Here is a 12,734-nt window from a genome sequence, read left to right on the forward strand (position 1 = left end):
AGCGCTTTTGTGACGAAATGACGTGAAAAAGGCCAACGAAAGAGCTATTGAACGAAAAATAGTTCTCTCCGTGCAGCAAAAAACAAGGTTGGCAATGCCGCGTCCAGAAAACCCGATCCAACTCGCCGTCATCGGTGCCGCCCATGGCACGCGCGGTGAAGTGCGAGTGAAGACCTTTACCGGCGATCCGCTGGCCATCGCCGATTACGGCCTGCTTTATGACGAACAGGGCAAGAGCTACGAAGTTCTGGAAGCGCGCCCGGCCAAGACGGTCGTGGTCGTGCGTTTCAAGGGCATCAACGACCGCAATGCGGCCGAGGCGCTGAACGGGACCGCGCTTTTCATCGACCGCTCGCAACTGCCGGATGACGAACTGGACGAAGACGAATTCTACCAGACCGATCTGATCGGCTTGCTGGCGGTCGATGCGGAAGGCAAGTCCTATGGCGTGGTGAGCGCCCTGTTCGATTTCGGCGGCGGCGATCTCATCGAGCTTTCCGAAAAGGGCAAGCGTCCCATGCTCATTCCGTTCACGGAAGCGGCCGTACCGGAGATCGACTTCGACAAGGGCATATTGCTGGTCGAACCCCATGCCGCCGGACTGATCGCCGAGGATGAGGACGAGCGCCCGCAGGGCGAAAAGAAAAAGCCGAAGAAGTGATGACCGAAGTTCCAAAGGTCACGGACGAGGCCGGTTTCTTTCATGCCTCCGTGCTGACGCTTTATCCGGAAATGTTCCCCGGACCGCTTGGCGCCTCGCTTGCCGGCAAGGCGCTCGCTGAAGCGAAATGGCGGCTCGATGCGGTGCAGATTCGCGACTTTGCGGAAGGGCGGCACCGTATGGTGGATGACACGCCTTCTGGCGGCGGCGCCGGCATGGTGATGAAGCCGGATGTTATCGCCCGTGCACTGGATTCAGTCGCCGACGGTCGCCGCCCGATGCTCCTGATGAGCCCGCGCGGAAAACCGCTGACACAGAAGCGCGTGCGCGAACTGGCCGACGGGCCGGGCGCGATCATTCTGTGCGGTCGTTTCGAAGGCGTGGATGAGCGCGTCATTGAAGCGCGCGATCTCGAGGAAGTTTCGATCGGCGATTACATCCTGTCGGGCGGAGAGACTGCGGCCATCGTGCTGCTCGATGCTGTTGTGCGGCTCTTGCCGGGCGTGATGGGCAATCGCGAATCCGGCGAGACGGAAAGCTTCGAGACCGGCCTGCTCGAACATCCGCATTATACCCGCCCGCAGGTATGGGAAGGAAGATCGATTCCGGAAATCCTGACGTCGGGCAATCATGGCGCCATCGACAAATGGCGACACGAGCAGGCGGAACGGATCACCAGGGAGCGGCGTCCCGATCTTTGGGAAGCCTATGGCGAGGGCAAGCGCAAATGAATCTGATCCAGCGGCTCGAAAGTCTTTCTCTCGCACTGCTGGCGCTCGGAGCCTATTGGGTCAGCGGCGCGAGCTGGTGGCTGTTTGCCATCCTCATCCTTGCGCCCGATCTTTCATTCTTCGGCTATATGAAGGGGCCGCGTACCGGCGCGGTCATCTACAATATGGCCCATAGCTGGATCGGCGTCGTGTTTGTGGCGGTGTTCGGCTGGGCCATGAACTGGCCGCTCTGCTTTGCAATTGCGCTGATCTGGGCCGTGCATATCGGCGTCGACCGCGCACTCGGTTTCGGCCTCAAATATGGATCGGGTTTCAAGGATACGCATCTGGGCCGCATCTGAGGCGATTTTGGCGTCCTGATATTGATTCATCGCCGGCAATGGTGTATTGCCGCGCCAGTTCGGGCTAGTCCCGACATTGTAATATCCCGTTCGGGCAAAGCCCGATACGTCCTAAACCAATAAATGGTGTACCGCTCCTGCCTGAATTTGAAGGCATAGCCACAGGGCCAAGGATTGCTTGGTGGCAAGTGCAGAGCGCTCTGACTGTTTGAGAAGAATTCAGAAGGAGAAAGACGATGACCGATATCATTCGTCAGCTTGAAGCCGAACAGGCAGCAAAGATCGAAGAAAAGCGCAAGCTTCCGGATTTCCAGCCAGGTGACACCGTTCGCGTTCAGGTTCGCGTTACCGAAGGTACGCGTACCCGCGTGCAGGCCTATGAAGGCGTCTGCATTGCCCGTTCCGGCGCTGGCCTCAACGAAAACTTCACCGTTCGCAAGATTTCCTACGGCGAAGGCGTGGAGCGCGTATTCCCGGTTTACTCGCCGATCGTAGAAGGCGTTGAACTGGTTCGCCGCGGCAAGGTTCGTCGCGCGAAGCTTTACTATCTGCGCGGCCTCACGGGCAAGGCTGCCCGTATCGCTGAAAAGAAAGACAACCGCACCAAGGCCGAGCGCGAAGCCGACAAGGCTGCCGCTGCCAAGGCCGAAGCTGCCAAGGCTGCTGCTGAATAAGTTTCACAGCGATCTGTTTGGAAAAGGCGGCCTTTGGGTCGCCTTTTTTATTTGCCAAAAGCAAAGGGTTGCGTAACATATCGCATATTTCCGCCAACATCTCGCAAGATTGTTACTGCGACACCCTGTTGCGGTTTCACTTTCTTGACGAAGCGTGACGGCGGGTGCATATGACAGGAAGTTAGAGCGGTTCCAGCCAAGGCTTGAAGCGCAGGAATCGCTCTGGCTGTTTTTTTCACGCATTGGCCCATGCAAAACCCGTTTCACATTTTGCTGGAAATGCTCTCGAACTAATCAAAGGACCTCTCGCAATGAGCGCGCCGCGTACACTTTATGACAAGATCTGGGACGACCATGTAGTGGATCAGCAGGAAGACGGAACCTGCCTCCTTTATATTGATCGCCATCTTGTGCACGAAGTGACGAGCCCGCAGGCTTTCGAAGGCCTGCGCATGGCTGGCCGCAAGGTGCGCCATCCTGAAAAGACGCTGGCCGTTGTCGATCACAACGTGCCGACCTCGCCGGACCGCATCAACGGCATCAAGAACGAGGAAAGCCGCATTCAGGTCGAGGCTCTGGCGAAGAATGCCGCCGATTTCGGCGTCGAATATTATTCCGAGCGCGACAAGCGTCAGGGCGTCGTGCACATCGTCGGTCCGGAGCAGGGCTTCACCCTGCCGGGCATGACCATCGTCTGCGGCGACAGCCACACGTCCACGCACGGCGCTTTCGGTTCGCTGGCGCACGGTATCGGCACGTCCGAGGTGGAGCACGTTCTGGCAACCCAGACGCTGATCCAGAAGAAAGCCAAGAACATGCTGGTGCGTGTGAATGGCAAGCTGGCGCCCGGCGTCACCGCCAAGGACATCACGCTCGCCATCATCGGTGAAATCGGCACCGCAGGCGGCACTGGCTATGTGATCGAATATGCGGGCGATGCCATTCGCTCCCTGTCGATGGAAGGCCGCATGACTGTCTGCAACATGTCGATCGAAGGCGGCGCACGCGCCGGCCTGATCGCGCCGGACGAAACGACCTTCGCCTATATCAAGGACAAGCCGCGCGCGCCGAAGGGCGAAGCGCTGGAACAGGCGATTTCCTACTGGAAGACGCTGCATTCGGATGAAGGGGCGCATTTCGACAAGATCGTCGAACTGGACGCTGCCAAGATTTCGCCGGTCGTTTCCTGGGGTTCCTCGCCGGAAGACGTGGTCTTCGTCACCGACATCGTTCCGAATCCCGACGAGATCAAGGATGAGACCAAGCGTGCATCGAAGTGGCGTGCGCTTGACTATATGGGCCTGAAGCCGGGCATCAAGATGACCGACATCAAGATCGACCGCGTGTTCATCGGCTCGTGCACCAATGGCCGCATCGAAGACCTGCGCGATGCCGCCCGCATGGCCGCTGGCAAGAAGGTTGCCGCCGGCGTAAGCGCCATGATCGTACCGGGCTCTGGTCTGGTAAAGGAACAGGCGGAAGCCGAAGGTCTGGACAAGATCTTCATCGAAGCCGGTTTCGACTGGCGTGAGCCGGGCTGCTCGATGTGCCTTGCCATGAATGACGACCGCCTGAAGCCGGGCGAGCGTTGCGCATCGACCTCGAACCGCAATTTCGAAGGACGCCAGGGCTTCAAGGGCCGCACGCATCTCGTGTCGCCAGCCATGGCAGCCGCTGCCGCGATTGCCGGACATTTCGTCGACATTCGCGAGTGGAACTAAGGTTCCCCCGCAGGCTTTCAACTGATCAAACCGCCGGTTCATCCCCGGCGGTTTTTCTTTAGATGTATATTAGCATGTTTTTCACGCTTTGATTGTATGGAGGGGTGGGGTGGCTGGCGTCTGGGAAGACTTTGACAGCCGGCATGGGAAGAGAATCGATGAATGGAGCCGACTTTATCCTTCTGATTAACATGACCGTTTCAGGTCTGTTTGCTTTCGCGTTCCTCGGCATAGCCGTATACGCGCGGGATAATGCGGCGGCGCCCGTCTTTGCCTTCGGCTTTATTTTCGCAATGCTCTATTTCCTCACAGAGCTTGCCATGCCTTCCATTCCCAATCCCCGCGTGGGCTATATGCTCGCCTTCACGACCTACTATCTGGCATTGTCCTGTCTGGTCATCGGTCTGGCACGCATGTATGCCCGGCCCGTGCCGTGGATCGCGCTCGGAGTTCTGACTGTTGCATCGCTCGCGATGGTTTACGGCATATATGACGTCGCCCGCAGCCAGATGCTCGGCATGCTTCTCTATCAGACGCCTTATTTCCTCATTCTGCTTCTAGCGGTGTGGGTGATCCTGCGGGTGGATCGCAACGGCGTAGATACCTTGATGGTGGTGCTGTTCAGCATCAGCGCCCTCCATTTTCTGTTCAAGCCGGTCATCGCCATGCTGGCGGGAGGGACAGGCGTAGAACCGAGAGATTACATCGATACGACCTATGCGATGTTTTCGCAGTCCATCGGGGCGGCTCTTTCCGTTGCTGGTGGTTTGCTCCTGCTGTTGAGCCTGATGCGGGAACTGATCGCCAATATGCTGATACGCTCCGAGACGGACCAGCTGTCGGGATTGCTCAACCGGCGCGGTTTCGAGTTTCGCGCCGAAGCCGCAATTGAAAAGTCGAAGCGCATGCGGCAGGCCCTGTCGCTGGTCCTGTGCGACATCGATCATTTCAAGGCGATCAACGATACGCATGGCCATGCGCTGGGAGATCGCGTCATTGCGGCGTTCTCTGCCGAACTGCGCAAGGCAGCGAACGGTAAGAACGGAATTTCGGCCCGCATAGGCGGTGAGGAATTTGCGATCATCCTGCCGGGAAACACGATCCAGTCAGCATGGCGATTCGCGGAAAAGGCCCGGCTTGTCTGCCGCGATATCCATATTCCCGGGCGAAATGGCGCAATTGTCTTTACCGCGAGCTTCGGCATCGCGGAAATGGAATTCGATGACGTGTTTTCCGATCTCTACAAGCGCGCGGATGGTGCGCTTTATGAGGCGAAGAAGGGAGGGCGCAACTGCGTCCGCAGCGCGCTTCCGATACTGGTGGATGAAAACGTTCTGGAACTTCGTTCAATGACCGGGCGCTGAACGACGCTGTTCGTAGCGGCAACCCGGATGATCCAGAACCGGCGTTTCCCCGCGGTCGATCCCATACATGAAAGAGCGTCCACGCAGCACGACCGCGCTTTCGCAATTGCTGTTGGGCTTGGCCACGATGTGGGCGATGGCATTATCGCGTGGCGCAGAAATTATCCGCAAGTGCTGCGGCGGCGCAGAAACAGGCTGCACGGTTCCGACCCGGATGATTCTGGCACCATTATCCGGCATCTGGATGACGAGGTTCCCCGATGCATCGATGGAACGCATCGCATCGCTGGCCAGCGTGGGGCTGGTCAGTGCAAGCGCCCCGACGACAACCACGCCAAGCATTGCCGGTCTGCGTTTTGCCATCGTTGTTCGAGCCTCATCGTCCGTGACCACCAAGAGAATGAGGACTATCTTAACTCTTTCTTTACCTTTGTCATCCGTGCTGGCTACAATCGAACCGGTCTTCCGGTGCGCTGCTGCTTCGCAGGCGGCGCATGGAAGAACTGGAAACGCCAAGGAACGTCCAATGACCAAAGATCATGCCGTCGATATTGCGCTCCTCCATCTGCGGGATGCCCATGAGTTCGCGCCGCTGCTGGCAAGCTACGCGCAGGCGCTGAAGCGCGGTGCGCCACGCCGCCCCGATGATTTTTATGCCGAGCACCTGCTTCAGGACCGCGCCGCTGAAACGCTGGGGGCCCGGGTCGACGGAAATCTGGTCGGCTTCGTGATCTTCTACGATCTGCCCGAACCGGTGACGGGCCTGCGTGCAGGACAGGTCGATCATATCTATGTCCACCACGATCATCGCGGGAAGGGTATCGCCAAGGCGTTGATCGACGTCCTTGCCGACAAGGCCGAGGAGCGCAGCTGGTCCAAGCTGGTGCTGAATGCCCCGCGCGTTCCGGAAGACGGGCGCAAGCTCTATGAACAGATCGCCACGGCTGCCGACTGGTCGAGCTATGTGATTCGATTCGGCAACTGATCGATTTCCTGAAAGTTGATGAAATTACACATGTTTTTGCCGGTTGCGGTCTTCAATCGTTTGAATGCCGCAATCACGCGAATGTGTCGCCCAGGTGCGACCAATTGTTAGTCTTTTCGTGAAAAAGCTTCTTTGACGTGATGGTAAAAGCGCAGTAGAAAGCGCCACATAGGGCCGTACGCCACGGTCCAGCCATATTTTCTTGGGTCGTACCGGCGCGGGATCGTAAAGTCCGGTTCCCTGTGTCTCGGACGGCATCGAACCAGGGTTCGGGAGAACCCGCAACCCGGCTGCCTTGCTGATGATCGTCAGCCGGGTGTGGCCGGAGAGAAACGTCAGGGAAGCCTACAGAGCCATGACACAACCGACTGTAACGCGCCAGCGTCCTTTGTCGCCGCACCTGTCTATCTACAAGCCGGTCATTACGATGACGATGTCCATCGTCCATCGCATCACAGGCGGCGCACTTTACTTCGGCACCCTGCTGCTGGCGGCCTGGCTGATTTCGGCTGCGGTCAGCGAAGAGTGCTTCAACACCGTCAATGCATTGTTCTCGTCCTGGATCGGCCGCCTGATCCTGTTCGGCTATACCTGGGCGCTTCTGCACCATCTGGCCGGCGGTGTCCGCCACCTGATCTGGGATACGGGTGCAGGCCTTGAAAAGCACACCGCTTCCAGGATCGCCTGGACGACCGTCGTATTCTCCGTCATCGCCACGATCCTCGTCTGGGTCGTCGCCTATTCGGTGCGCTAAGGGGAGCTGGTTTCATGAACGGTATGAACAAGGATATGCGTACCCCGCTCGGCAAGGTCCGGGGTCTGGGATCGGCCAAGGAAGGCACCGGCCATTTCTGGTATCAGCGCCTGAGCGCGGTCGCCCTCGTGCCGCTGGTCATGTTTTTCATCGGTCTGGTCGTTTCGCTCAATGGCGCAAGCTATGCGGAAGTCCGGGCTGCATTGTCGCATCCATTCACTGCAATCGTGATGGCGCTGTTCGTCCTGACCGGCGTCTATCACATGCGTTTGGGCATGCAGGTCATTATCGAAGATTATGTGCATGGCGAAGGCATGAAGGTCGTGCTGGTGATGCTGAACAGCTTCTTTACGGCTGTTGTCGGCTTCGCCTGCATTTTTGCGATCCTCAAGCTGAGCTTCGGAGGTTGATAGCCCGATGGCTAGTGCAGTAAACAATGCGGCGCCTGCCGCTGCAAGCAAGTACACCTATGTCGATCACAAGTTCGACGTGGTGGTCGTCGGGGCTGGCGGTGCGGGCTTGCGCGCAACGCTCGGCATGGCCGAGCAGGGCCTGAAGACGGCTTGCATCACCAAGGTTTTCCCGACCCGTTCGCATACTGTCGCCGCGCAGGGCGGCATTGCCGCCTCGCTCAAGAACATGGGCCCGGACAGCTGGCAGTGGCACATGTACGATACCGTCAAGGGATCGGACTGGCTCGGCGACACCGACGCGATGGAATATCTGGCGCGTGAAGCGCCTGCCGCCGTCTATGAGCTTGAGCACTACGGCGTGCCGTTCTCGCGTACCGAGGAAGGCAAGATCTATCAGCGCCCGTTCGGCGGTCACATGCAGAATTTCGGCGACGGTCCTCCGGTCCAGCGCACCTGCGCTGCCGCCGACCGTACCGGTCACGCGATCCTGCACACGCTCTACGGCCAAAGCCTGAAAAACAACGCGCAGTTCTTCATCGAATATTTCGCGCTCGATCTCATCATGACCGACGGTGTGTGCACCGGCGTCGTGGCGTGGAACCTCGATGACGGCACTATCCATCGCTTCTCCGCCAAGATGGTGGTTCTGGCCACGGGCGGTTATGGCCGCGCCTATTTCTCGGCAACCTCCGCGCATACCTGCACCGGCGACGGTGGCGGCATGGTGGCGCGCGCCGGCCTGCCGCTGCAGGACATGGAATTCGTGCAGTTCCATCCGACCGGCATTTATGGCGCTGGCTGCCTTATTACTGAAGGCGCACGCGGTGAAGGCGGCTATCTCGTCAATTCCGAAGGCGAGCGCTTCATGGAGCGCTATGCGCCATCGGCCAAGGACCTTGCCTCGCGTGACGTTGTTTCGCGCTGCATGACCATGGAAATCCGTGCTGGTCGCGGCGTCGGCAAGAACAAGGATCACATCTTCCTGCATCTCGACCATCTCGATCCGGCTGTTCTGCATGAACGCCTGCCGGGTATTTCGGAATCGGCCAAGATTTTCGCAGGCGTGGATGTGACCAAGGAACCGATCCCGGTTCTGCCGACCGTTCACTACAATATGGGCGGCATCCCGACCAATTACTGGGGCGAGGTGCTGAACCCGACCGCCGACGATCCGGACCGCGTACAACCGGGCCTGATGGCCGTCGGCGAAGCGGGCTGCGCTTCGGTGCATGGGGCAAACCGTCTCGGCTCCAACTCGCTGATCGATCTGGTGGTGTTCGGCCGTGCGGCTGCAATCCGCGCCGGTCAGGTCATCGATCGCAAGTCGAAGATTCCCGATCTCGACCTCGCTGCCTGCGACAGGATCATGGAGCGCTTTGATCGCCTGCGTTTTGCCAACGGCTCCCAGCCGACCGCGGAACTGCGCGAAAAGATGCAGCGCACCATGCAGGAAGATGCCGCCGTGTTCCGCACGTCGGAATCGCTCAAGCAGGGCGTCGAGCGCATGGAAAAGCTCTGGCATGAACTGCCGGACATCAAGGTCACGGACCGTTCGATGATCTGGAACTCCGATCTGGTGGAAACGCTGGAGCTGGAAAACCTGATGGCCAATGCGCTGACCACGGTTGTTTCGGCGGAAGCGCGTCAGGAAAGCCGCGGCGCCCATGCGCATGAGGATTTCCCGGATCGCAACGATGCCGAGTGGCGCAAGCACACCCTGTCCTGGCTGTCGCCGGATGGCAAGGTCAAGCTTGACTATCGCCCGGTCCACCTCGATCCGTTGACGACGGAAGAGGAAGGCGGCATCAGCCTCGCCAAGATTGCGCCGAAGAAGCGCGTTTACTAATCAAGGGAAAGAGCAATGGTTGAACTCGCACTTCCCAAGAATTCCCGCATTCAGGAGGGCAAGACCTGGCCCCGGCCTGATGGCGCCAAGCGCGTCACGGAATTCCGCATCTATCGCTGGTCGCCGGACGACGACGCCAATCCGAGCATCGACACCTATTATGTCGATCGCGACGATTGCGGCCCGATGGTTCTGGACGGTCTTCTCTATATCAAGAACAAGATCGATCCGACGCTGACGCTCCGCCGTTCCTGCCGCGAAGGCATTTGCGGTTCCTGTGCCATGAATATCGACGGCGCGAACACGCTTGCCTGCACCAAGGGCATGGACGACATCAAGGGCGCCATTAAGGTTTACCCGCTGCCGCATATGCCGGTGGTGAAGGACCTCGTGCCGGACCTCAACAATTTCTACGCTCAGCACCGTTCCATCGAGCCCTGGCTCAAGACGGTTTCGCCGGAGCCGCAGAAGGAGTGGCTGCAGAGCCATGAGGATCGCCAGAAGCTCGACGGTCTTTATGAATGCATCCTGTGCGCCTGCTGCTCGACCTCGTGCCCGAGCTACTGGTGGAACGGCGACCGTTATCTCGGGCCCGCCGTGCTGCTTCAGGCCTATCGCTGGCTGATCGATAGCCGCGACGAAGCCAAGGGCGAACGCCTCGACAATCTCGAGGACCCGTTCCGGCTCTATCGCTGCCACACGATCATGAACTGCGCACAGACCTGCCCGAAGGGTCTGAACCCTGCCAAGGCGATCGCCGAGATCAAGAAGATGATGGTCGAGCGCCGCGTGTAATCGCGGCAATCGCCTGTCTTTTTAGTCCCTGTCGGCCTCCGGCCTCCGCGCCTCTTGTGCCGAGATCAAGAAGATGATGGTCGAGTGCCGCGTGTAGTTGCGCGCTCGTTCCACGAACCAAAAGGGGAAGGTCCAAACCTTCCCCTTTTTCTTTACCTGAACTTTGGTACATCTTCGCCGAAGGCTTGATCTTTATAGCGGCGCCGATATCTCATTAGGCATATCCATCGGAGACAGGGCAATCATGCTCGATCATATCGGCTTCAACATTTCCAGCATGCCCAAGTCGCGGGCTTTCTATGATGCGGCGCTGGCACCGCTCGGCATAGGCCGGGCCATGGAGTTCGGCGATTGGGTGGGGTATGGCCGCAATGGCAAGCCGGAATTCTGGATCGGCAAGCAGAAAGGCGCGAAGCTTGAGGGCGTGCTTCATGTCGCATTTTCGGCTGGCACCCGCTCCGAGGTTGACCGCTTTTATGAAGCAGCGATAGCCGCAGGCGGCAAGGACAATGGCAAGCCCGGCCTGAGGGCCGATTATCACCCCGACTATTACGCCGCCTTCGTCATCGATCCGGACGGTCACAATATCGAGGCCGTCTGCCACCTGCCCGAATAAAGAAGCGGGCTTGCGCCCGCTCTTCGTTGGCGTGTCTTTTACCTGTTCAGACGAGTTTTGCGTCCAGCGTCACCTCGATAGCGCCCAACGCTTTGGAGAGAGGGCAGGACTGCTTGGCCTTGGTGGCAAGCGCTTCAAAATCCTCCGCCGAGATTCCGGGTATCGTGGCACTCAGCGTCAGCGCGCTGCGGCTGATTTCAAAACCGCCACCGGCTGCGGGGCCGACCGTGACGGCGGCAGTCGCTTCCAGTTTTTCCGGCGGGGTGCCGTGTTCGGTCAGGAGTGCGGAAAGCTGCATGGCGAAGCAGCCTGCATGCGCTGCTCCCAGAAGTTCTTCCGGGTTGGTGCCGGAGCGACCGCTTTCGTCCTGAAAACGGGCCTTGAAATCATAAGGCAGATCCTTCAACGCGCCGCTTTGCGTGTTGAGGGTGCCCTTGCCTTCCTTCAGTGTGCCTTGCCAGACGGCGGTTGCTTTTCTGTCCATGGGAAGCTCTCCTCTCGGTTGGGATTTCCGCTTCCGATATAGGGCGGCAGGGGAGCGGGTCCAGCGCTCAGATGGACTGGCCCTTCAGCAGGCGCGGCGTATCGCCGGAAAGACCGGCTGCCTGCTTGATGAAGAAGGATTTCAGTACCGGAACCCGGTCGACGAGACCCAGGCCGATATCGCGGATCGAGCGGACTGCTGGATGGTCGTTGGAGAAAAGTCGGGTCAGGATATCTGTTGTCACGCCCATCTGGACAGTGTCGAAGCGGCGCCAGGACTGGTAACGTTCCAGAGCGGCAAATGAACCGATGTCGAGGCCGAGCCTGTCGGTTTCGACCACGACCTCCGCGATTGCGGCAGCATCGCGGAAACCGAGATTAAGCCCCTGACCTGCGATGGGGTGGATGCGGTGGCCTGCATCGCCCACCAGCACGAAGCGCGGCTTCACGAATTCACGCGCCAGCGTTAGGCCGAGCGGGAAGGCGCGGCGCGGACCTTCGACATGCAGGGCGCCCAGACGATGACCGAAGCGCTGTTCCAGTTCGGCTTCGAATACGAAGTCGTCTTCGCGAATGAGGCGCTCGGCATCCGAGGTACGCTCGGTCCAGACGAGCGAGCTGCGATTGCCCTTCAACGGAAGGATCGCAAAAGGTCCGGCCGGGAGAAAATGCTCATCGGCCCGGCCGCCATGCGGCAGTTCATGCGCGACATTGCAGACGATCCCGGACTGGCCGTAATCCCAGTTGACCGTCTTGATGCCAGCCAGGTCGCGCAGGCGGGAGCGCGCGCCATCTGCGGCGATCAGCAAGCGCGTTTCAAGCGTGTCTCCATTTGAAAGCGTGACGGTCACTCCTTCCGGGAGCGTATTGAAACTATCCACGCTGGTGGCTTCGAGGAAGGTGATGCCGAGCGTTTCGGCCTTGTTGTGAAGGGCGGTGTTGAGAACGCGGTTTTCCACCATATGGGCAAAGGGTTCGCCGGGCTCGACTTCGCCTTCAAAAGTCAGGAACACCGGGCGCACGGGATCGGAAGTGCGCGAATCGGTGATGACCATTTCCGTTATGGGCTGTGCCTCGGGAAGGATTTCCTGCCAGCAGCCGAGCTGGTCCAGCATGCGTGAGGCAGCGGCGGCGATGGAGGAAGCGCGCGGGTCGTTCTTCCAGGCACCAGCCGGTGCGCCGTCGATCACGGTGAGGACGAGGTGCGGCGCCGCCGATTTGATCGCAACCGCCGTGACAAGCCCGACATAGCCGCCGCCCGCAATCACCACATCGTTATTGCGCGGCGCGTCCACTTTTTTCTGGCCAGCCATTGTCGTTCCTTTCCAGAATCCGTCTTTCGCGCAGTGT

The 12,734-nt window shown here is 59.3% G+C and carries 15 protein-coding genes; 12 read left to right on the forward strand and 3 right to left on the reverse strand.

Annotation, left to right across the window (positions count from 1 at the left end):
* The first annotated feature begins 94 nt into the window (after window positions 1–94).
* The 6 genes from rimM to ACOWVS_RS11245 all read left to right on the forward strand — a co-directional run bounded on the left by rimM (window position 95) and on the right by ACOWVS_RS11245 (window position 5,492).
* On the forward strand, window positions 95–661 hold the full coding sequence (rimM, locus tag ACOWVS_RS11220) for a ribosome maturation factor RimM (protein ID WP_063619763.1): 567 nt from the start codon (window positions 95–97) through the stop codon (window positions 659–661).
* On the forward strand, window positions 661–1,392 hold the full coding sequence (gene trmD / locus ACOWVS_RS11225) for a tRNA (guanosine(37)-N1)-methyltransferase TrmD (protein WP_063619762.1): 732 nt from the start codon (window positions 661–663) through the stop codon (window positions 1,390–1,392). Before rimM ends, trmD begins: the two co-directional genes overlap by 1 nt.
* Window positions 1,389–1,733, forward strand: coding sequence for a DUF4260 domain-containing protein (locus ACOWVS_RS11230; protein ID WP_021587480.1), 345 nt, complete (start codon window positions 1,389–1,391; stop codon window positions 1,731–1,733). Before trmD ends, ACOWVS_RS11230 begins: the two co-directional genes overlap by 4 nt.
* 236 nt (window positions 1,734–1,969) lie before the next feature.
* Window positions 1,970–2,407 carry a 50S ribosomal protein L19 gene (rplS, locus tag ACOWVS_RS11235; protein WP_006467977.1) on the forward strand — a complete coding sequence of 146 codons (438 nt, stop codon included), beginning with the start codon at window positions 1,970–1,972 and terminating at the stop codon, window positions 2,405–2,407.
* 311 nt (window positions 2,408–2,718) lie between these two features.
* Window positions 2,719–4,128 (forward strand): 3-isopropylmalate dehydratase large subunit, encoded by a 1,410-nt coding sequence (leuC, locus tag ACOWVS_RS11240; RefSeq protein ID WP_006470956.1) that lies wholly within the window; start codon window positions 2,719–2,721, stop codon window positions 4,126–4,128.
* A gap of 158 nt (window positions 4,129–4,286) precedes the next feature.
* Window positions 4,287–5,492, forward strand: coding sequence for a GGDEF domain-containing protein (locus ACOWVS_RS11245; protein ID WP_006470955.1), 1,206 nt, complete (start codon window positions 4,287–4,289; stop codon window positions 5,490–5,492).
* Here the strand turns inward: ACOWVS_RS11245 and ACOWVS_RS11250 are convergent.
* On the reverse strand, window positions 5,475–5,855 hold the full coding sequence (locus ACOWVS_RS11250) for a hypothetical protein (RefSeq protein ID WP_230349483.1): 381 nt from the start codon (window positions 5,853–5,855) through the stop codon (window positions 5,475–5,477). The genes ACOWVS_RS11245 and ACOWVS_RS11250 overlap by 18 nt on opposite strands.
* Before the next feature lie 163 nt (window positions 5,856–6,018).
* On the opposite strand from ACOWVS_RS11250, the gene ACOWVS_RS11255 reads away from it, so the two are divergent.
* The 6 genes from ACOWVS_RS11255 to ACOWVS_RS11280 all read left to right on the forward strand — a co-directional run bounded on the left by ACOWVS_RS11255 (window position 6,019) and on the right by ACOWVS_RS11280 (window position 10,901).
* The gene (locus ACOWVS_RS11255) at window positions 6,019–6,477 is read left to right on the forward strand and encodes a GNAT family N-acetyltransferase (protein ID WP_006470954.1); all 459 of its coding nucleotides are present in this window, start codon (window positions 6,019–6,021) and stop codon (window positions 6,475–6,477) included.
* A gap of 355 nt (window positions 6,478–6,832) precedes the next feature.
* Window positions 6,833–7,231, forward strand: a complete 399-nt coding sequence (sdhC, locus tag ACOWVS_RS11260; RefSeq protein WP_006470953.1) for a succinate dehydrogenase, cytochrome b556 subunit — start codon at window positions 6,833–6,835, stop codon at window positions 7,229–7,231.
* A 14-nt stretch (window positions 7,232–7,245) separates the two neighbouring features.
* Entirely contained in the window at window positions 7,246–7,641 is a 396-nt protein-coding gene (gene sdhD, locus ACOWVS_RS11265; RefSeq protein WP_021587476.1) for a succinate dehydrogenase, hydrophobic membrane anchor protein, read from the forward strand.
* Between the two features lie 7 nt (window positions 7,642–7,648).
* The gene (sdhA, locus tag ACOWVS_RS11270; protein ID WP_006467971.1) at window positions 7,649–9,490 is read left to right on the forward strand and encodes a succinate dehydrogenase flavoprotein subunit; all 1,842 of its coding nucleotides are present in this window, start codon (window positions 7,649–7,651) and stop codon (window positions 9,488–9,490) included.
* A 15-nt stretch (window positions 9,491–9,505) separates the two neighbouring features.
* On the forward strand, window positions 9,506–10,285 hold the full coding sequence (locus tag ACOWVS_RS11275) for a succinate dehydrogenase iron-sulfur subunit (RefSeq protein WP_006467970.1): 780 nt from the start codon (window positions 9,506–9,508) through the stop codon (window positions 10,283–10,285).
* Between the two features lie 244 nt (window positions 10,286–10,529).
* Window positions 10,530–10,901, forward strand: a complete 372-nt coding sequence (locus ACOWVS_RS11280; RefSeq protein WP_006470952.1) for a VOC family protein — start codon at window positions 10,530–10,532, stop codon at window positions 10,899–10,901.
* Between the two features lie 46 nt (window positions 10,902–10,947).
* Here the strand turns inward: ACOWVS_RS11280 and ACOWVS_RS11285 are convergent, their stop codons facing one another.
* Window positions 10,948–11,385, reverse strand: coding sequence for an OsmC family protein (locus ACOWVS_RS11285; RefSeq protein ID WP_063619761.1), 438 nt, complete (start codon window positions 11,383–11,385; stop codon window positions 10,948–10,950).
* Window positions 11,386–11,452: 67 nt separating this feature from the next.
* Window positions 11,453–12,697, reverse strand: a complete 1,245-nt coding sequence (locus tag ACOWVS_RS11290; protein ID WP_025089932.1) for a ubiquinone biosynthesis hydroxylase — start codon at window positions 12,695–12,697, stop codon at window positions 11,453–11,455.
* Window positions 12,698–12,734 lie beyond the last annotated feature (37 nt).

This window comes from Brucella sp. IR068 (genome assembly GCF_049065885.1).
Classification (GTDB): domain Bacteria; phylum Pseudomonadota; class Alphaproteobacteria; order Rhizobiales; family Rhizobiaceae; genus Brucella; species Brucella intermedia.

Coding starts and splice junctions, on each gene's coding strand:
- ACOWVS_RS11250 (WP_230349483.1), bottom strand. CDS start 5,855: ATGGCAAAACGCAGACCGGCAATGCTTGGCGTGGTTGTCGTCGGGGCG.
- ACOWVS_RS11285 (WP_063619761.1), bottom strand. CDS start 11,385: ATGGACAGAAAAGCAACCGCCGTCTGGCAAGGCACACTGAAGGAAGGC.
- sdhD (WP_021587476.1), top strand. CDS start 7,246: ATGAACGGTATGAACAAGGATATGCGTACCCCGCTCGGCAAGGTCCGG.
- ACOWVS_RS11280 (WP_006470952.1), top strand. CDS start 10,530: ATGCTCGATCATATCGGCTTCAACATTTCCAGCATGCCCAAGTCGCGG.
- ACOWVS_RS11290 (WP_025089932.1), bottom strand. CDS start 12,697: ATGGCTGGCCAGAAAAAAGTGGACGCGCCGCGCAATAACGATGTGGTG.
- sdhA (WP_006467971.1), top strand. CDS start 7,649: ATGGCTAGTGCAGTAAACAATGCGGCGCCTGCCGCTGCAAGCAAGTAC.
- rplS (WP_006467977.1), top strand. CDS start 1,970: ATGACCGATATCATTCGTCAGCTTGAAGCCGAACAGGCAGCAAAGATC.
- rimM (WP_063619763.1), top strand. CDS start 95: ATGCCGCGTCCAGAAAACCCGATCCAACTCGCCGTCATCGGTGCCGCC.
- ACOWVS_RS11275 (WP_006467970.1), top strand. CDS start 9,506: ATGGTTGAACTCGCACTTCCCAAGAATTCCCGCATTCAGGAGGGCAAG.
- sdhC (WP_006470953.1), top strand. CDS start 6,833: ATGACACAACCGACTGTAACGCGCCAGCGTCCTTTGTCGCCGCACCTG.
- ACOWVS_RS11230 (WP_021587480.1), top strand. CDS start 1,389: ATGAATCTGATCCAGCGGCTCGAAAGTCTTTCTCTCGCACTGCTGGCG.
- ACOWVS_RS11255 (WP_006470954.1), top strand. CDS start 6,019: ATGACCAAAGATCATGCCGTCGATATTGCGCTCCTCCATCTGCGGGAT.
- ACOWVS_RS11245 (WP_006470955.1), top strand. CDS start 4,287: ATGAATGGAGCCGACTTTATCCTTCTGATTAACATGACCGTTTCAGGT.
- trmD (WP_063619762.1), top strand. CDS start 661: ATGACCGAAGTTCCAAAGGTCACGGACGAGGCCGGTTTCTTTCATGCC.
- leuC (WP_006470956.1), top strand. CDS start 2,719: ATGAGCGCGCCGCGTACACTTTATGACAAGATCTGGGACGACCATGTA.